This window comes from Nitrospirillum guaranorum, assembly GCF_034653275.1.
GTDB lineage: Bacteria > Pseudomonadota > Alphaproteobacteria > Azospirillales > Azospirillaceae > Nitrospirillum.
In genome coordinates, this window is record NZ_JAYEES010000004.1 from 210,468 (window position 1) to 228,733 (window position 18,266).

Consider the following 18,266-nt stretch of genomic DNA (forward strand, 5'->3'; position numbering starts at 1 on the left):
TTGTGGGCATGTCAGGCGTGAGGGACGTTGCCGGTGGCGGTGTGGTCGGCGTTCGAGCCGCGGAATTGGCTGCCATTGTGTGCCGAAAAAATTGAACGTAAAAAACGCTTGACGCCACTTTCTGGTCCGGTTATATATCGAAATATGAAATGCCGATTTGCGCCCGGAAGGCTGAACGCCTTGCCGGGCGCTTCGTTTTTCAGGCTGGATCTCCGGTGCCGCTGGCGGGCCTGATCCATCGCATCCATCAGACATCGCAGCCTTCGAGAGGTGCGCCGCCGTGCCGACGCGCAAGACGCCGCCCATGCCGTCCCTTGTCCAGGGGGCGGAACCTGAAACCCTATCCTCTCCTCCCGCAACCGACAGTCAGGCACTGCCCGCCCTCGCCCCCGCTCGTGCCGCCCGCACCCGCCTGGTGATCAGCGATGATCGCCGGGCGGAGGTGGCGGACCTGGCGGGCAAAGGGGTCCCCCGGGGCGTCATCGCCCGCATGTTGGGAATCAGCCCGCGCACGCTGCGCCGCCATTTCGGGCGCGAGCTGGAGATGGGCGCTGCCCGCGCCCATGCCCGTATCGTGGAAACCCTGTACGCCAAGGCGTTGGAGGGCCACGCCCCGTCGCTCATCTTCTGGTGCCGGGTGCGCTTGGGCTGGGGGGGCAAGCCAGGTGAAGCCGACGATGGCGGTCCGCTGGAAGGCGAGGGGGAGGGCTACGGCCCGTTCCCCCGCAGTGGTGGCGCCGCCTCGCCGCCCATCGAGCCCGTTGCCTTGGAAAGCCTGAACGATGCCCAACTCGAAGCCCTTCTCCGCCGCCTGGAAGCGGCGGGTTTTGACCCGGGCCCTGACGGTGGTTCGGGCGGAGATTGAGCGGCGGGCGGCCACACGCTGGGCGCCCTTTCCCGGGCCACAGACCCAGGCGCTGACCAGTGCCGCCGACTTTCTCTACTATGGCGGGGCCGCCGGTGGCGGCAAGACCGACCTGCTGCTGGGCGCCGCCCATACTCACCATCGCCTGTCCATCATCTTCCGTCGCGAGTTTCCGCAGTTGAAGGGCATCACTGATCGGGCGCAGCAGTTGTTCCGTGGCCGGGGTCGCTGGTCCAAGTCGGACTGGACATGGCGCCTGGATGACGGCCGGGTCATCGAATTCGGTGCCGTGCAGCACGCCGACGACGTGCACAAGTACCAAGGCCGGCCCCATGACCTGATCGCCTTCGATGAGTTGCCGCATTTCACGGAGGCGCAATTTCGCTTCCTGGTGGGCTGGAACCGCCCGGGCCCGGGCGTGGACCCGACCCAGCACTGCCGCGTCATCGGCGCCGGCAACCCACCTACCGACGCCGAGGGCGCCTGGGTCATCCGCTTCTGGGCGCCCTGGCTGGACCCAACGTATCCCAACCCGGCCGCGCCGGGCGAGCTGCGCTGGTTTGTGACGGACGGCCAGGGCCAGGATCGCGAGGTGCCGGGACCGGAGCCTGTGGCCTTGGCCGATGGCGACGTGCTGACGCCTAAGTCCCGCACCTTCATCCCGGCGCGGGTGGAGGACAACCCGGTCATGATGCGGGCGGGCTACATCGCCACCCTGCAATCCCTGCCGGAACCGCTGCGCAGCAAGATGCTGCGCGGCGATTTTGGCGCGGGGCGTGAGGACCATCCCTGGCAGGTCATCCCCACCGCCTGGGTGGAGGCCGCCATGGCCCGCTGGCAGCCGGCCGATGCGGCCACCCCTCCGCTGGCGGCTTTGGGCGTGGACGTGGCGCGCGGCGGGCGGGATCGAACCGTTCTAGCGGCCCGCCATGGCGCCTGGTTCGCCCCGCTGGACGTGGTGCCGGGGCGCGATACACCCGATGGCGCCGCCGTCGTCGGCCTCATCCTGCGGCGCCTGGCCGGTGTCGTCGGCGTGGATGCGCCCGGTGGCGTCGCGGTGCAGGTGGACGCCATCGGCGTCGGCGCCTCCGTCCAGGACCTGGGCGTGCTGCACGGCTTGCGCATGGTGGCGATGAACGCTGCGGCGGCCAGCGGCGCCCGCGACCGGGGCGGTCGCCTGGGCTTCGTCAACCGCCGCGCCGAATGGTACTGGAGCCTGCGTGAGGCCCTGGAGCCCGCGTTGGGCGCCGATTTGGCCCTGCCGCCGGACCGCGAACTGCTGGCTGATCTGGTGGCGCCGCGCTGGAAAATGACGGCGCGCGGCATCCAGATCGAGGCCAAGGACGACATCAAGGCCCGCATCGGCCGCAGCCCTGACAAGGGCGACGCCGTTGTGCTGGCCCACGCCCAACCGGCCGGCGACGGCACCGGCCTGCTGGCCGTCTACGCCGAGATGGCGGCGGGGCTTGTTCCCTCCGCCACAGCATCCCACGCCTAGGCCTGAGGAAAGCCCCTATGCATCCCTGGATCACCGAATACCGCTTGGCGCCGCCGGGCGGTGACAGGCGGCACGCGTCCGTGGATGGCAGGGCCGGTGCCTGCCTAGGCGACCTGCCGTTGCTGGATCGGTCGCCGTCCGGCGTCTGGCGGCCCCGCGACCGTGCGGCGCTGGAAAGCACGCTGTCGCGTCACTACGGCGGGCCTGTGGACTTGGTCGGCCGCATGCCTGCGCTCGCGGCGGTCGCGAGAGCCTTGACTGAGGGCGACGTGGTCCGTGCCCACATCGCCCTGCTGCATGCCCGCCTACCGCCATTGCCGGAACGGGCGGTTGTTGTGAGCGCGAACGAGAATGGTCTGGCCAAGCAGATAGCTGCCAATTACCTGACCCAGCCTCGAATTCCCGCCGGTGCCCGGGATGCGAAGCCCGGTACCTGGACTTCCATCGGTGCCGGTGGAACAGCGGCCCTGGATGCCGCCATGGCGGTGGCGCGAACGATAGCGGGCCGCGCCACGCTTGTGGGCGCCATCCTCATCCCAGGCAATATCGGCCAGACACGCAGCGGCCGCGTGCCGGGCACGGACGTGGACTACGGCTACGCGGAAGGCCAGTTGACTCTGACGTTCAAGGACGGCGACGGGCACACGCGCCTGATCTACGATGGTAGCGGTGATCTTAATGGACAATATCGAACCCCTGAAGGTGTCCTGCTTGCACAGGCAGGCCCCGATGGTTTGGCGATGGCTCCGGGAGCCATCGCTGCGCTGGCCCGTGGCGACAGGGTTTTCTCGCAGAAGACGAAGACGCCTAACGAAGGGGAGCCTGGAACCTGGGCAGTCAACCCTGGCAGTGGCCAGCAACGACTTTATGGCCCTGACGGCTATCCCGTTCTCGATATAGACTATGATCATGATCATTGGGGGGTGCCGCACGCTCATGACTGGCTACCCATCCCAGGCAGCAAGCGAACGAAACGGCAGGATGGGCGTAAGCTGAGGGACGATGATCCTAGGCCGCCGAAAGAAGAGACAGAGAAAGAATAAAAATTCTTTATAGGGGGTGATGATGCGTAAATTATCAGGATTCCATGATGCAGAATTGATCGGTGTCGGTTGGGATCCGGTCGATGCGACCCTGACTCTTGAATTTTTGTCCGAAGGGAGAAAAGAGAAGAAGGTGATGAAATTCTCAGGCGTCGCCGAATTTCGTCTTGTCGACTTCATCAATCAAAATGTCGTGCACGATATTAAGATTCTTTCCGGCCAGGATGAGGTGGCTGAAAGCGTAACCCACTTCATTAAGTGGATGTTGACGCTGTCGGATAGGGCGGAATTTTCCGAAACAAAAGAAATCGATGATTACGTTAGTAAAATAAAGAAGGGCGACATCCTGTTGTGTGTTCTTAATCCCTCCTGGGGTTGTGACGCGGTGGTGGCGGCACGGGAATACGAAGTTCTTTGAGGCAAGCTCATAGTATGGTCGGGCTCAGGTTTCAACATGTCGCCATTCTCCAGGCCTTGGATCGGGATTCGGTTCAGAATCCCATCAGCGCTGGAGTCCAGGATTCGGGCTCGAATGGGGAACAAGCCTTGGCCCAGGTGAAGGCTTGGGCGGCGGGCGACCTGTTTCGATGCGACGAGGATGGAAAGAGGCGCCTCGGAAGGGGACTGAGCAGATGTCATTTTTAGACGACGACGTTGTCCTGGCCTTCGATCCTGATTTCGGTGAGCGGCTCAGCGAAATCGCCGGGCTGCATCCTGTTTGGGTATGTCAATCACCCGCGAATAGCGAAGCCGCCGAGCAACTGTGGGCCAAGGGTGATCAGGCTCACCAGGTCACGGTCTTCACCAGGGCGGATATGACGTCACCGGAGAACGCGTTCGTCTCCCTTCTGGATACGATTGACCAGCATCATCCCGCGTGGCGCCGATTGAGTGTGTTTGGATGCCAGGTGACCCCGGCGGTAAGGGAGGCTCTTGCTGACTATGGTGGGAGCACTTTTGAAGAGATGCCGGGCGGGTTTGCCGTCGATCGCGGCGCTGTCGCCCACGGCTAAACAGCTGTTGGCGCCGGCGCGCGGCCCCAACATCGTTCATTAACCACCGGCCTATCCTTCGGGTTCAGGTCAAACATGCCGCTGCGAAAGCGCTGCGGCGTAATCCCATTTGCCCGCTTTCCACCAAGAAAGACGAAACGCATGTCAAGCAACCGCGACAGCAAGGGGCGCGCTGTGGCGCCGGGGATTCTTGCCCGCGCCAGCCGCGCCCTGGGGGCGGCCGTCTCCTACACGGTGACGGGTGACGCCTCCTCCTGGTTCGGGCCCTTGGACCCGTTGCCGCCCTCGGCGCCCGAGGTGGCGGGGCGGCAGTTCGACTTCCCCTCCGGCTACAACCTGCTGCAACGGCCCAAGGCCTATGAGGGCACGCGGTTCGAGGCGCTGCGCGCGCTGGCCGACAGCTGGGACCTGCTGCGCCTGCTGATCGAAACCCGCAAGGACCAGATGGCGGGCCTGACCTGGACCATCCGGGTGCGCGGGGCGGCGCCAACCAGCAACGCCGCCGATGCCCGGCCCGGCGCCCGCATCGCGGCGCTGACCGCTTTCCTGCGCCGGCCGGATGGTGTGCATTCCTGGTCGCGCTGGCTGCGCCTGCTGCTGGAGGATTTGCTGGTCATCGACGCGCCCACGCTCTACGTGGCGCGCACGCTGGGCGGCCGGGCGCGGGCGCTGCAGGTCATGGACGGCGCCACCATCAAGCGGGTGATCGATCCCTTTGGCCGCACGCCCCTGCCGCCCGCCGTGGCGTATCAGCAGGAGCTGAAGGGCCTGCCGGCGGTGGACTACACCACCGACGATTTGATCTACGCCCCCCGCAACCCACGGCCGCACCGTGTCTATGGGCTGAGCCCGGTGGAGCAGATCGAGACCACGGTCAACATCGCGCTGCGCCGCCAGATCTGGCAGCTGCAATATTATACCGAGGGTAACATCCCCGAGGCGCTGATCGGCGTGCCTGATGCCTGGACGCCGGACCAGATCCGACAGTTCCAGACCTATTGGGACGCCCTGCATGAGGGTGACACCGCCAGCCGCCGCCATGCCAAGTTCGTGCCCGGCGGCGTCGCCCGCACCTTCATCCCCATCAAGGAACCGGAGTTGAAGGGCGTGTTTGACGAGTGGCTGGCGCGGGTGGCGTGCTTCGCCTTTTCCGTCAGTCCTCAGGCCTTCGTGGCGCAGATGAACCGGGCCACCGCCCAGACCGCCCACGACGCCGCGCATGAGGAAGGGCTGGGGCCCACCATGTTGTGGGTCAAGGAACTGATCGACGACGTTCTGGAGCGCGAGTTTGACGCCGCCGACCTGGAATTCGCCTGGAACGACACCCGTGAGGTCGACCCCGTCAAGGCCGCGACCATCGCCAACATCCATGTGCGCGCCGGCATCAAGACCCTGAACGAGGTGCGGGCCGACATCGGCTATCCCCCCGTACCCGGCGGCGACCGGCCGCTGATCTACACCGGTGGCGGGGCCGTGCCGCTGGAGCAGGCGACGCAAGGCCTGCCAGGGCAGGAGCCCGAGGCGGCCCCTGAACCCACTCCCGACCCCACCCCCGCCCTTAATGGCCCTGAAGAGGAGACCTGACGCCATGCGCCTGTTCGGCAATTTCACCAAGGTGGAGGAGGGCGCCGACGGCACCCTGATGGTGGAGGGCATCGCCACCACCGAAACCGTGGACGGCGATGGTGAGGTGGTGGAGGCCGATGCCGTGAAGGCGGCGCTGCCCGACTTCCTGCGTCTCGGGTCCGGGCCCCTGCGCGAGATGCATCAGCCCCTGGCCGCCGGCCGTGTGGACGCCGCCGCCGTGGGCGCCGACCGTCGCACCCGCATCACCGCCACGGTGGTGGACCCGGTGGCCATCCGCAAGGTCAAGGCGGGCGTCTACAAGGGCTTTTCCATCGGCGGCAAGGTCGTGGCCCGCGATCCGGACGACCGCAACACCATCACCGCCCTGCGCCTCACGGAAATCAGCCTGGTGGACCGCCCGGCCAACCCCGACGCCGTCATCACCCTGGTCAAGCTGGAGGATACCGACATGACCGAAACCGACACCCCGCCCAAGAAGTCGGACGGCGGCGACAGTTGCGACACCCTGGCCGACTGTGCCCCGCTGGCCACCATCCTCAAGGCGCTGAGCGCCGCCGTGGCGGGCTTGTCGGCCAAGGACATGGAAAGCCTGCTGTCCACCTTGCAGGCGGCCAACACGGATGAGGCGCCGGACGACGATGCCGACACCGATGAGGAGGAAGAGACGACGGACGACAAGACCGCCGGCCTGGGCGTCGACACCCTGCGCAAGGCGCTGGACCGCGCCCGGGCCGACCGTGCCGGCCTGCTGCGCCAGCGCGACGCGCTGGCCGCCCGGGTGAGGGCGCTGGAGGCACAGCCCCGCGCCGAGGACTATGTCCTGAAAACCGCCGTGGCGGGCGTCGTCGATGCCAAGACCGCCCTGGATGGCCCGGCCACCGCGCTGGACGCCATCAAGAAGGCCCAGCGCCACCCGGCGCACATGACCCCGGCTTTCTGATCCCCTTCCTTCCGACCTGATCCATCCCCGGCTGGTTCGCCCGCCCCGTCACCTGACGGCGGCGTGGGCTGCAGCACGCCTTTTTCACCCTGTTGGAGACATCGATGACCGGCATTCCCACCGCCGCCCCCCACACCGTCACCGGGGACACCCTGGCGGCCTTCAAGGCTGCGCAGGGCCAGCGCCTGGCTGGCGACGACCTTGCCAAGTCCACCTTCACCCAGTCCGGCAGCCCCACCTCGGGCCTGACCTTCTATGACCTGGAGCCCGGGGCCAAGCTGCTCTATCCGGTGCTGACGCCGCTGCGCAACAGCATCCCCCGCGTCTCTGGTCGGGGCGGCATCCAGGCCAACTGGAAGGCCATCACCGGCGTCAACACCACCGGCGTGCGGGCCGGCGTGTCCGGTGGCAACCGCGGCGGCGTCATCGCCGTCCGCACCCAGGACATGAACGCCGTCTATCGCGGCCTGGGCCTGGAGGCCAGCGTCGACTTCGAGGCCGACTACGCCGCCGAAGGCCTGGACGACGTGCGGGCGTTGGCGGTGCAGAACCTGCTGGAAAGCCTGATGATCCAGGAAGAGCAGATGATCCTGGGCGGCAACGCCTCGGTGGCGCTGGGCACCACGGCCACGCCGGTGGTCACGGCCGCCAACAGCGGCGGCGCGCTGACGGCCGGCACCTGGTCCATCATCGCCGTCGGCTTGACGCTGGAAGGCTATCTGAACGGCTCCGTGACCGGTGGTATCCAGGGCCAGATGACCCGCACCAACGCCGACGGCTCCAGCGATCAGTTCGGCGGCGGTGCCGCCAAGCCGTCCACTGCCGCCACCGGCACCACCACCGGCTCGGCCGGCAGCCTGGCGGCCACCGTGGCGCCGCTGGCGGGCGCCGTCGCCTATGCCTGGTTCTGGGGTGCCGCCGGGGCGGAGAAGCTGGGCGCCATCACCACAATCAACTCCGTCGTCATCACCGACCTGGCGGCGGGCACTCAGACGGCCGCCAGCCTCGGTGGCGGTGACAACAGCCAGAACAGCCTGTCCTTCGACGGTCTGCTGTACCAGGCGTTCAAGGGCGGCTCCAACGCCTATGTCCAGGTCATGCCCACGGGCGCGGCCGGTACCGGCACCCCGCTGACCGCCGATGGCGCCGGCGGTATCGTGGAGATCGAGACGGCGCTGAAGGCTTTCTGGGACAATTACCGCCTGTCGCCCCAGGAAATCTGGGTCAGCAGCCAGGAGGCGCAGACCATCAGCCGCAAGATCCTGACGGGGAATACCAACTCCGCACAGCGCTTCGTCTTCAACACCGACCAGGCCCTGCTGGGCGGTGGCGTCATGGTCCGCACCTACCTCAACCGCTACAGCATGGTCGGCGGGCAGACGCTGGACATCAAGGTGCACCCCAACATGCCGGCGGGCACCATCCTGTTCCGCACCACGCGGCTACCCTATCCCCTGGCCAACGTCACCAACGTGACGCAGATGCGCATGCGGCGCGACTACTACCAGATCGAATGGCCGCTGCGCACCCGGCGGTACGAGTACGGCGTCTACTGCGACGGCGTGCTGCAGAACTACTTCCCGCCCGCCTTCGGCGTGATCACCAACATCGCCAACGGCTGACGCGGGCCGGGCGGGGCTGACACACCAGCCCCGCCCCTTCGGAGGTTGCTGCCCATGGACGACACCACGCCGTCTACCCCCGTCTCCCTAACCGACGTGGCCACGGTCAAGGCCTGGCTCAGCCCGCCCTTGACCAGCACGACGGACGACGCCCTGCTGACGCGGTTGATCCAGGCGGAAAGCGGCTTCATCCGCGCCTGGCTGGGGCGTGACCCGTCGTTGGCCACCTACACCCAAACCCTGGACGGCAGCGGCAACGCCGTGCTGCCGCTGCCCCATTATCCCGTGACCGGGGTGGCGGCGGTGGCGGTGGATGGGGTGCCGGTTCCGGCCCAGCCGGCGAACCAGCCTCTGGCCTACGGTTATGCCTATGACGACACCTGCCTGGTGCTGACCGGCGGCATTTTCCCCCGGGGGCGACGGCGGGTCGTCGTCACCTGGACGGCGGGCTACGATCCCGTGCCGGCCATCCTGCAGCAGGCCTGCGTGGAACTGGTGGCCCTGCGCTACCGGGATCGCGACCGGGTCGGCCTGGTTTCCAAGGCTCATGGCGGGGAAACCACCAGCTACCTGCAAAAGGAAATGCCTGACAGCCTGGCGGCGGCCTTGGCCCCCTACCGCCGCGTGGTGCCGCTATGAGCGGTGGGTTCGTCGACGCCGATGGGCTGGAGCAGCTGCGGGACAGGCTGGCCGGCCTGCCCGCGGTGATCGCGGCTACCCTGGCGGACAGCATGCGGGTCCAGGCGCAAGCGCTGGCCGCCGCCGCGGGAGCCCGCTTGGATGGCCAGGTGAAGGGGGGACCGGCACGCTCAGCCGGGCCCTCATTCCCACGCTGACGGTCAACGGCCTGGCGGCGACGGCGGGCGTGACGGTGGACGCGGCCTCACCCGCGGCTGCTTACGCCGCCTTCCAGGAATATGGCTTTCACGCCACGGAATCCGTGCGGGCCCACCTGCGGACCATCACCCAGGCTTTCGGCCGGTCCATCTCCCCGGTCAGCGTCCCGGTCCACGCCTACGACCGCCGGGTGGACTACGACGGCCATCCCTTCCTGGCGCCGACCCTAGCGGATCACACGGACAGCATGCGTGCCGCCCTGGCCGATGCCATCGGCACGGCCGTCACCAATCAGCTCAGTTCTTGAAACCAGGATCGATCATGGCCCGTGAGGACATCCATGCCGCCCTGTTTGCCCGGCTGACGGCGGCGGCCCCCTTCGCCACCGCCAGCCGCCGGGTGCGGCTGTGGAACGACCTGTCGCCGGCGCAGCAGCCGGCCCTGTTCCTGATGAGCCGGGGGGAGGAGGTGACGCGCCGCGACACCCTGCCGGCCCACCGCCTGCTGCGCGTGGACGTTCTGCTCTACGCCCAGGCGCCGGACGACGAAACCGCCGGCGCCGTGGTGCTGAACCCCTTGTTGGACGCGGTGGAGGCCGCCCTGCGCCCCCCGCCCGGCCAGGACAAGCAGACCCTGGGCGGGCTTGTTTACGACTGCTGGATCGAGGGGCAAGTGACCACGGACGAGGGCGCCCTGGGCTCCCAGGCCGTGGCCATTGTGCCGCTGCACCTGCTTATTCCCTAATCGTTATCGAGGATGCTTGTCATGACCGATGCCGACGTGCCGGCCGATACCGCCGCCGCCCCCGACCCCGCGCCCGTTTCCATCACCGAAGCCGGCCCCGCCTGCGACTGGCCCCTGCGGTTGGAGCGGGCGCTTGCCGCCTGGTTGGCGGAGGAGATCCACAACTCACCCGTGGCTCGGGTGACCGACGCCTACAACCACCTCGTCACCACCCTGGACGGGCTGAAGGCCCGCATTCTGCAGGAGATTTGATCCCATGCCCCAATATTCCTTCGGCGCCGGTTCCCTGTTCGGCACGCCCATCGGTGTGGCCAACGCGACCCCTGTCCAGTTCGGCACCCTGCAGTCCGTCTCTGTGGACATCGATTTCACGCTCAAGGAACTGTACGGCCAGAACCAGTTCCCGGTGTCCGTCGCCCGGGGCCAGGCCAAGATCCAGGGTAAGGCCAAGACCGGCCAAATCCAGGGCGCCCTGTTCAACAACCTGTTCTTCGGCGGCAGCCAGTCCACGGGACAGCAACTCGTGGCCCTGAACGAGGCGGCCAGCGTGCCGGCCACCAACCCGTACACCATCACGGTGGCCAACAGCACCGGCTTCCAGGCTGACCAGGGCGTGGTGTTCGCCGCGACCGGTGTGCCGCTGGCCAAGGTGGCCAGCGCGCCGGCAACCGGCCAGTACAGCCAGTCGGGCGGCACCTACACCTTCGCCGCCGCCGACACCGGCGCCGGCCTGCTGATCAGCTACAGCTACACCAGCGCCACCGGCGGCACCGTCACCACCATCAGCAACCAGCTGCAGGGTGTGGCGCCCACTTTCTCCTGCGTGCTGACCACGCCCTTCGGCGGCCAGAACTTCGTGCTCAGCCTGAACGCTTGCACCTCCAGCAAGCTGCAACTGGCGACCAAGCAGGGCGATTACATGCAGCCGGAACTGGACTTCATGGCTTTCGCCGATGCCTCCGGCACGGTGGGCAAGCTCAGCGTGCAGGGCTAAGGCCATGGGCGCTAATGTGGTGATCGGCGGCACGGACTATCCCGTGCCGCCCATGAACTTCGCCGCCCTGAAGGCCGCTTGGGCCGACATCAAGGGCCTGCCCCTGCTAACCGATCCGGTGGACCAAGCGGCCGCCGGCATCCGCATCGTGGCGGCCGCCCTGAACAGCACCGTGCCCGACCTGACGGCTGAGGTTATTGAGCAGAAACTGGCCGCCACCGAGTTCCCGGCCCTGGTAGCTGCGGTGGTGGGCATCCTGCGCGAGTCGGGGCTGATCCCGACGGGGGAGCCGATACCGCAGGCGGGATCGTCGATGACATCGACGACCTGACTGCGGAGCTGGTGGCGTCAGGCTGTGGCGCCTGGGACGAGGTGGAGCGGCAGTTCACCCTGCCGCGCTACCAGGCGCTGTGGCGCTATTGGCGCCACCATCCGCCCGTTCACCTGATGGTGGCGGCCTATCTGGGCATCAAGCCGGAGGGGCCGCCGCCGGTTGACGAGGTCGGATTGGCAGACTTGCTGACGATGTTTGGTGGGGGGAATATCGGCTGAAGGTTGTGGAAATTGTTGCTGCTTTGTTCGGTCTGTTGGATATTGCCGTATCGGCAACCCTCCCATCGGGACACCCCCCACATTGAGGAAGCAATGAGCAAATTTACCGTGGTTACGTTGATAGGGACTCTATTTCTGGTCGGGGCGACACACATGGCCCGCGCAGAAATTCCGGCCAATATCTTAAAGGGAATGATCGGTGGAGGAGATAAAATCCAAGAATGTGTGGATCACAATAAGGACGTGGGAAAAGTTGACACTTGTTTCATGATGACCGAAATGGCGGTCAATAACCTATATTATAAGAATAAAGGAGGGAATAATGAAATAGAATCGAAACTGGGATCCTTTGGCGCAGCGCTCATGGCGGCAATGTGGTCAGATTATTTATTTAAATGTTCTGATAATATACTTTCCGGAAAAGAGGCGACCGGTTTTTGTCTGGGGACGATGAAGCTAAGAGTTGCATGGATAAATATGATTCAGAATGAATTTAATCTAAATGATCGTGACGTTTCCAAATTCTGTCAGTCATACTTCTCAAAATTGGACGAGAATAGATTTAACGGAATGAAAAAAGCATACACTTCAAAGTAATATATATGGCTGTGTGGCGAAGGTGCACTAAGAATTTCGTCAAATTTGGCCGCCCACTATTCTAGTGGCGATGGCTTCTATCTGTGAGGATGCTCATGGTTGAACCGGTGGAAGTCAAATTCAACGGTGATATCTCTGGCTTAGCCACTGCGGCCCAACAAGCCGGTCAGGCTACCGAGCAGATTAAAATCGCCACGGAGGGATTGCAGGCCGGTGTCCGGGAACTTGAGGGGGCTTTCGAGCGCCTTTCCAGCCGCATGGCGGACACGTCTCGGCAGTTGTCCACGGCTTCATCAACCCTGACGGAGGCCACGGCGCAGACGAATGCCCATGCCGAGGCGACCAAAAAAGGTGGAGAGGAGCAGGAGAAGGCGGGCACCAAGTTCAAGGACGTTGCCACCGCGTTCAAGGACCTGGGGGGCGCGTCCCTGTCGATGGGCAAGGAGATCCGGGACGGCACCAATCCCTTGCTGGCTATTGTCGAGCAAGCGCCGGCGGTGGTTGGGGCCTTGGCGGGATTCGGGCCTGTGGGGGTGGCTGTCAGCCTCGGGCTGACGGCGTTGGGTACCGCTGCTTATGTGGTGATTGGTGACTTTGTTGAACTCAAACAATTGTCGAAGGACATCGCCGGCCATCTGACGGCGGTTGGGCTGGGCGCCACCGGTTCAGCGGAGCAGGTCAAGGCTTGGATCAACTCATTGCATGATGATTTCGGCCTGTCGCAGAAGGATGCCGCCGCCGTCGTGGATGGCATCCGCTCCATCGGCGTGGCTTCGGTTGAGGAAAAGGACAAGCTGCAGGGCTATGCCGGCATGCTGGCCGGCCTGGCGCCGGCCCTGGGCGGGGCGGATAAGATCGCCCAGGCCCTGGCTGGGGCATTCAAAGGTGGGGCGGATGCCATCCTGGAGTTGGACAAGTCCCTGAACTTCCTGACGGTCAGTGACCAACAGGCGTTGCGCGCCGCCAAGCAGAACAATGATTTGATGGCCGAGCGCGCGATATTGATGCACGCCTTGAGTCAGAGATACGACGCGCTGGTCCAGGCGGAACATGATTTGGCGGAAGCAAAACGTGAACGAGAAGCCCTGGGGTCGCGCTACGTCGGGGAAGGGTATGACTGGGGCGGTGTTTCCCAGGCGCAAGATCAGGCGGACGCTAAGGTCAACACCGCCGAGCACCGGGTAGACACGTTAAAGCACGCCTCCGGTCCCGATCAGAAGGCCAAAGAAGACGATGAGAGGGCGGCGCAGGCCGAGCAAACACGGGCTGCTGAAAAGGCGCGTGTTGCCGCTGAGGAAAAGGCTCAGGCCGATGCGGCGTCGCGGGCCCGCCAAGCCCAGGAGGAGGCCGCCGCGGCGGAGCGGCGGCGTCGCGACCGCCAGGCATTGACTGATCAGTTGGCCAGCATTCGCGACGGTGTGGCGGCTACCCGCGAGGGCATGGCGGAGCGGGAACAAGCGCTGGCCGGCGAGTTGGCCTTCGTCCAGGCCCATTCCGCCGACCTGCCGGCTGAGGCGCGGCGGGTTCAACGGGAAATCACCGCCGCGCACAAGGCGACACTGGACGCGGAAATCAAGGACCTGCAGCAGAGCCTGGCCGCCAATATCGAGTATGACGGCACCCTGGAGTACAACAAGGCCAGGCTGAAGGCCCTTCAAACCGAACGCTATGGCGAAGGCTCCGAAGAACTCCGCAACGCCTTGAAACAGGATGCCGACCTGCTGGCACAAGCCGGTCTGGCTCAAGCGCGAGACAAGGATAAGCAACGCAAGGCCGATCAGAAGGAGGACGTGGCGGACAATGACCTCCGGCGGCAGATGATGAACCTGTCCGTCATGGACATGGCCGCCGCCAAGGCCAAGGAGGTCGAGGCTGAGCGTGACGCCACCCTCAAGATTCTCGAAGAATACAGGATTCGGACAGAGGCCGCGGCGACGAGCGATGAGCAGAGGCGTGTCATCCATGACCGCTTCCTGAAGGAAAAGGATAATCTGGAAAAGAGCTCTGCCGCTCAGATCGTCCAAATCAATCGTCAGGCCGCCCGCGACCAGCACAAGGAATATCAGCAGACGGTCAGCGGTATCACCAAATCCATGGGCAGCATGGTCCAGGGCCTGATCACCGGCACGAAGACGGTCCGCCAGTCGGTCAGCGAGATGGCCAACAAGGTCCTGTCCGAACTGGTGGACATGGCGGAGCAGCAGGCCACGGCCTGGATCATGAGCAATGTGATCAAGCTGAACTCTGACCAGGACACGGCCAACAAGGCCATGGCGCAGTCGGTGGAGACGGCGACCTCACAGATTAAAAACGCGGCGGCTACAGGCGCCGCCAATGCCTATGCCTCTGCCAGCGCAGGCCCGGCCTGGTGGGTGGCGCCAGCCATTTCCGCCGCTGTGCAACTGGCGATCTCCGGCCTGACCAGCAGCCTGTCCAGCGCCGCCGGCGGCTGGGGGCGGGTGCCGGCGGACGGCATGCTGACGGAGTTACATAAGGACGAGATGGTGTTGCCGGCCGGTATCGCCTCGCCTCTGCGTACCATGCTGGCGGCCCAAAGGCTGCCATCGCTGGCGGTGCCCGCCTTGGCGGCGGCCAATTTTAACTTGCCGGGCGGTGGCGCGGCCAATGCCAATGCTCAGGTGGCGACGAGCGGCGATGGCGGTGTCACGTTCAACGTCCAGGCCATGGACAGCCGTGATGTCGCCAGCTTTTTCAATCGCCATGGCGACAAGCTGGTGGCTGCCCTGCGTGGGCAAAAGCGGAACTTCGCAATCTAGCAATTTGACTAATTGACGGGGGCGTGAATGAAGCTAAAGAAGCCGGCGGTACTTTCGTTGATCGCCGTGGCGATTGCCTCGTGCTCCGGTATTGGAGCACCGAAGAAAATATATCCTGGCCTGGCGGTTCACGATAGAGATTTTAAAACTGTCCCGGCTACCCAGATATTTTCTGGGGATGCACAATTTCAGTCGACGATGCAGCATGTGGTGGCCATTCGGGATCATTTAGAAAGCCCTGGATGTATCGGACTAGCTGCTGCACAATGTGTTGCGAGTTTTTCTTCAATGAATTTCATTGTTATGTCTCCAGTTTTTGAGGAGATGAAAACTTTTTTTGGTGACGAAAGGCCTAATATAAACGGATTCTCCAGGCCGAATACAGAAATTCTCCTGGAGAATCGGCGGATAATTCCGACGCCAATCGGCGGGTATGAAGGTGTTGCATATAACATTCAAATATATACGGATGATTCTAAGGATAGAAAAGTAGAATCAATAAAAATATCCCCAGAGGGTGACGGCGGTTTAACGTTGACTGCCAGCACTGAGGACGAATTTCGGAAGCTTCACATATATGAATTAATGTATCCTGTCATGGCAAATACATGTCCTGGTATAAAGGACATTGATTTGTTTAAGTTTATCTATAACGAAGTTTTGCCACATAGCCGAATTGGCCGCCCGCCTGTTGAAGGGAGAAAATTAGGAGAGATGTGTGGCGTTTCCGTTAGATGGGTTGATTATCCCTATATGAATCGGGATGTTTTCACTCACAGAATTAAAAGCGCCGGTTTTGTGGCTTATTATGAAATAAAGCCGATTCAGTAGCGGTAGATTTATTTTAATACCTATAGTAAGGGCGCCTTCAAGGCGCCCTTTTTTTGTTAGGGGTTGCCTATGACCGCGATCTATCCGGCCCTGGCGGGCCTGGGCTATTCCGTTACCAAGAAGCCGACGTTCTCCACCAAGATCGCAACGGCGGCATCCGGCCGGGAGACCCGCATGGCCATGTGGTCGGCGCCCATCTGGGAATTCACGCTGACCTACGACTTCCTGCGCGACACGGCGGCGGCCAACGAGCTGAAGCAGCTGCTGGGCTTCTATCTCCAGATGCAGGGCGCGTTCACGCCGTTCCTGTTCCAGGATCCGGACGACAACCAGGCCACGGCCCAGACCGTTGCGGTGGGCGATGGTGCGTCCACGTCGTTCACCCTGGTCCGCACCTATGGCGGTTCTGTCGAGCCTGTGGGCGCCGTCATCGGCGGCGTCACGGTCTATGTCGGCGGCGCCCGCCAGACCTCCGGCTACAGCGTCGCCGGCAACGTCCTGACCTTCAGCAGCCCGCCGGCCAACGGGGCCGTCATCACCGCCGATTTCCAATACGCCTTCCTGTGCCGCTTCAAGGATGACGGCCTGGAGTTCGAGAAGTTCGCCGCCCAGCTGTGGCAGGCGAAGCAGGTCAACCTGGTCAGCGTGAGGGCCTGAGCCATGCGCTCCACCGACACCGCCTTCATCCAATGGCTGCGCACCACGCCCAACCTGTGGTCGGCGGACCTGTTCACCGTCACCCTGGCGGCCCAGGTCAGCAACCCCAGCGCCCCCACGGGCACGGTCTGGCGCTGGACCAACACCGACCGGGCCATCAGCTACGGCGGCAACACCTGGCTGGCCACCGGGCCCCGCATCGCCCGCACCACTTGGTCCAGCAAGGCGCAACTGGAGGTGCCGCAGATGGAACTCACCATCGACAGCGCCGCCAGTGAGCTGCTGGGCGACGTGCCGGTCAACGCCTTCGTCAACAATGGTGGCTTCGACGGCGCCCGCATCCGGCTGGAACGGGCGCTGATGCCCGGCGCCAGCACCGCCGCCTTCGGCACCATCCTGCTGTTCGAGGGCCGCGTGTCCACCGCCCAGGCCGGGCGGGCGCGGGCCACGTTGACGGTCAAGGGCGACCTGCTGCTGCTGGACCAGCAGATGCCGCGCAACCTCTATCAGGCCAACTGCCTGCACACCCTGTATGACAGCGGCTGCACCCTGCTGCGCTCCCGCTACAGCTGGAGCAACAGCGTGGGCCAAGGGTCGGTTGTCGGCACCATCGTGCCGGCGACGCCGCTGACCGCCCTGGCCCCCGATGGGGCGGGCGCCGCGGTCGATCCCCAGGCCTTCGTTCAGGGCGCCATCAGCTTCACGGGCGGCGTCAACGCCGGGGTGGTGCGGACCATCAAGGTGGTCAGCGGCGGCAACATGGGGCTGGCCTATCCCCTGCCGCATGCGCCGGCCATGGGCGATCCGTTCACCATCACCTATGGCTGCGACCACACCGCCGCCACGTGCCAGGCGCGGTTCAACAACTTGGCCAACATCCGCGCCTTCCCCTACATCCCGGCGGCGGAGACTGCGGCTTGAGTGCCGCCGCGGTCAATGACGGGGCAGCACCGGCGGAGTTAAATGAACACGTCCGGGCCGCCTGAGGCTGGCCGGCACCATGCCCGCCGCCATATCCGCCAGTTGATCCGGCGGGGGAATGATCAGGGGTAGTGGCGATCGCGCCCACTCCAGGCTTTCCACCAATTCTTCCAGCAGCAGATCGCTCCAGAAGCCTTGCGTCTTCTCGGCCATGGCTGTCCTCGCTGAAGAGGGAGGCCCGGATAGCCGGGCGACTCCAGGCTGTCAGTCTACGCCTGTTCATCCGCGCGCGTGAGCGACAAATCGATCCGAATGGAGGTTCCACCATGGCGGACATTCCGGCTGACGGCGGTGAAGCCGCCCAGCGCGCCGCCGTGGTCGCGGAGGCGTTGAGCTGGGTGGGCACGCCCTATCACCAGCTGGCCGATGTGAAGGGGGCGGGCGTCGATTGCTCCATGCTGCTGGTCCGCGTGTTCGTGGACACGGGCGTGCTGCCGCCCTTCGACCCGCGCCCCTATCCACCGGATTGGCACCTGCATCGCTCGGATGAGCGCTATGTGGTCTGGACCGAACGCTTTGGCCAGCCCTTCGATCCGGCGACCCGCGCGCCGCAGGCGGGCGACGTGGTGCTGGCCCGCTTCGGCCGGTGCTTCAGCCACGGCGCCGTCATGACCGGCCGCTTCGAACTCGTCCACGCCTACGCCCGGGACGGCCGCTGCGTGGTGGGCGACCTGCGCCAACAGCCCTTCCTCGACCGTCCCTTGATCTTCTACAGCCTGTGGGGTTGA

General features: G+C 64.7%; 24 protein-coding genes. 22 read left to right on the forward strand and 2 right to left on the reverse strand.

Annotated features, from left to right (window positions below; translation table 11 throughout):
• Positions 1-11 precede the first annotated feature (11 nt).
• Entirely contained in the window at positions 12-248 is a 237-nt protein-coding gene (locus UAJ10_RS22750; protein WP_322917546.1) for a hypothetical protein, read from the reverse strand.
• Positions 249-304: 56 nt separating this feature from the next.
• On the opposite strand from UAJ10_RS22750, the gene UAJ10_RS22755 reads away from it, so the two are divergent.
• The 21 genes from UAJ10_RS22755 to UAJ10_RS22855 all read left to right on the forward strand — a co-directional run bounded on the left by UAJ10_RS22755 (position 305) and on the right by UAJ10_RS22855 (position 17,478).
• The gene (locus UAJ10_RS22755; protein WP_322917547.1) at positions 305-865 is read left to right on the forward strand and encodes a helix-turn-helix domain-containing protein; all 561 of its coding nucleotides are present in this window, start codon (positions 305-307) and stop codon (positions 863-865) included.
• Entirely contained in the window at positions 783-2,363 is a 1,581-nt protein-coding gene (locus tag UAJ10_RS22760; RefSeq protein ID WP_322917548.1) for a terminase, read from the forward strand. The genes UAJ10_RS22755 and UAJ10_RS22760 overlap by 83 nt, the downstream gene beginning before the upstream one ends.
• Positions 2,364-2,380: 17 nt before the next feature.
• Entirely contained in the window at positions 2,381-3,406 is a 1,026-nt protein-coding gene (locus UAJ10_RS22765; RefSeq protein WP_322917549.1) for a hypothetical protein, read from the forward strand.
• A gap of 19 nt (positions 3,407-3,425) precedes the next feature.
• Positions 3,426-3,824: a hypothetical protein gene (locus UAJ10_RS22770; RefSeq protein WP_322917550.1), complete on the forward strand. Its 399-nt coding sequence runs from the start codon at positions 3,426-3,428 to the stop codon at positions 3,822-3,824.
• A 214-nt stretch (positions 3,825-4,038) separates the two neighbouring features.
• Positions 4,039-4,419, forward strand: coding sequence for a hypothetical protein (locus UAJ10_RS22775; protein WP_322917551.1), 381 nt, complete (start codon positions 4,039-4,041; stop codon positions 4,417-4,419).
• 141 nt (positions 4,420-4,560) lie between these two features.
• Positions 4,561-6,003 (forward strand): phage portal protein, encoded by a 1,443-nt coding sequence (locus tag UAJ10_RS22780; RefSeq protein WP_322917552.1) that lies wholly within the window; start codon positions 4,561-4,563, stop codon positions 6,001-6,003.
• 4 nt (positions 6,004-6,007) lie between these two features.
• Positions 6,008-6,946, forward strand: a complete 939-nt coding sequence (locus UAJ10_RS22785; RefSeq protein ID WP_322917553.1) for an HK97 family phage prohead protease — start codon at positions 6,008-6,010, stop codon at positions 6,944-6,946.
• A 104-nt stretch (positions 6,947-7,050) separates the two neighbouring features.
• Complete coding sequence (locus UAJ10_RS22790; protein ID WP_322917554.1) at positions 7,051-8,568, forward strand: hypothetical protein; 1,518 nt, start codon at positions 7,051-7,053, stop codon at positions 8,566-8,568.
• A 54-nt stretch (positions 8,569-8,622) separates the two neighbouring features.
• Positions 8,623-9,207, forward strand: coding sequence for a head-tail connector protein (locus tag UAJ10_RS22795; RefSeq protein WP_322917555.1), 585 nt, complete (start codon positions 8,623-8,625; stop codon positions 9,205-9,207).
• Complete coding sequence (locus tag UAJ10_RS22800) at positions 9,204-9,404, forward strand: hypothetical protein (RefSeq protein ID WP_322917556.1); 201 nt, start codon at positions 9,204-9,206, stop codon at positions 9,402-9,404. Before UAJ10_RS22795 ends, UAJ10_RS22800 begins: the two co-directional genes overlap by 4 nt.
• Before the next feature lie 29 nt (positions 9,405-9,433).
• The gene (locus UAJ10_RS22805) at positions 9,434-9,712 is read left to right on the forward strand and encodes a hypothetical protein (protein WP_322917557.1); all 279 of its coding nucleotides are present in this window, start codon (positions 9,434-9,436) and stop codon (positions 9,710-9,712) included.
• Positions 9,713-9,726: 14 nt separating this feature from the next.
• A complete protein-coding gene (locus UAJ10_RS22810) occupies positions 9,727-10,149 on the forward strand; it encodes a hypothetical protein (RefSeq protein ID WP_322917558.1) in 423 nt (140 codons plus the stop codon).
• 21 nt (positions 10,150-10,170) lie between these two features.
• Positions 10,171-10,401, forward strand: a complete 231-nt coding sequence (locus UAJ10_RS22815; RefSeq protein WP_322917559.1) for a hypothetical protein — start codon at positions 10,171-10,173, stop codon at positions 10,399-10,401.
• 4 nt (positions 10,402-10,405) lie between these two features.
• A complete protein-coding gene (locus tag UAJ10_RS22820; RefSeq protein ID WP_322917560.1) occupies positions 10,406-11,143 on the forward strand; it encodes a hypothetical protein in 738 nt (245 codons plus the stop codon).
• A 4-nt stretch (positions 11,144-11,147) separates the two neighbouring features.
• A complete protein-coding gene (locus UAJ10_RS22825) occupies positions 11,148-11,474 on the forward strand; it encodes a hypothetical protein (protein WP_322917561.1) in 327 nt (108 codons plus the stop codon).
• Between the two features lie 11 nt (positions 11,475-11,485).
• Entirely contained in the window at positions 11,486-11,695 is a 210-nt protein-coding gene (locus UAJ10_RS22830; RefSeq protein WP_322917562.1) for a hypothetical protein, read from the forward strand.
• A 93-nt stretch (positions 11,696-11,788) separates the two neighbouring features.
• Complete coding sequence (locus UAJ10_RS22835; RefSeq protein WP_322917563.1) at positions 11,789-12,292, forward strand: hypothetical protein; 504 nt, start codon at positions 11,789-11,791, stop codon at positions 12,290-12,292.
• 95 nt (positions 12,293-12,387) lie between these two features.
• Positions 12,388-15,069 carry a hypothetical protein gene (locus UAJ10_RS22840; protein WP_322917564.1) on the forward strand — a complete coding sequence of 894 codons (2,682 nt, stop codon included), beginning with the start codon at positions 12,388-12,390 and terminating at the stop codon, positions 15,067-15,069.
• Between the two features lie 27 nt (positions 15,070-15,096).
• A complete protein-coding gene (locus UAJ10_RS22845) occupies positions 15,097-15,900 on the forward strand; it encodes a hypothetical protein (protein WP_322917565.1) in 804 nt (267 codons plus the stop codon).
• Positions 15,901-15,969: 69 nt separating this feature from the next.
• On the forward strand, positions 15,970-16,557 hold the full coding sequence (locus tag UAJ10_RS22850; protein WP_322917566.1) for a DUF2460 domain-containing protein: 588 nt from the start codon (positions 15,970-15,972) through the stop codon (positions 16,555-16,557).
• A gap of 3 nt (positions 16,558-16,560) precedes the next feature.
• The gene (locus UAJ10_RS22855) at positions 16,561-17,478 is read left to right on the forward strand and encodes a DUF2163 domain-containing protein (RefSeq protein ID WP_322917567.1); all 918 of its coding nucleotides are present in this window, start codon (positions 16,561-16,563) and stop codon (positions 17,476-17,478) included.
• Positions 17,479-17,490: 12 nt separating this feature from the next.
• Here the strand turns inward: UAJ10_RS22855 and UAJ10_RS22860 are convergent, their stop codons facing one another.
• Positions 17,491-17,691: a hypothetical protein gene (locus UAJ10_RS22860; RefSeq protein WP_322917568.1), complete on the reverse strand. Its 201-nt coding sequence runs from the start codon at positions 17,689-17,691 to the stop codon at positions 17,491-17,493.
• A gap of 113 nt (positions 17,692-17,804) precedes the next feature.
• Between UAJ10_RS22860 and UAJ10_RS22865 the strand changes: the two genes are divergently transcribed.
• Positions 17,805-18,266, forward strand: a complete 462-nt coding sequence (locus tag UAJ10_RS22865; protein WP_322917569.1) for a C40 family peptidase — start codon at positions 17,805-17,807, stop codon at positions 18,264-18,266.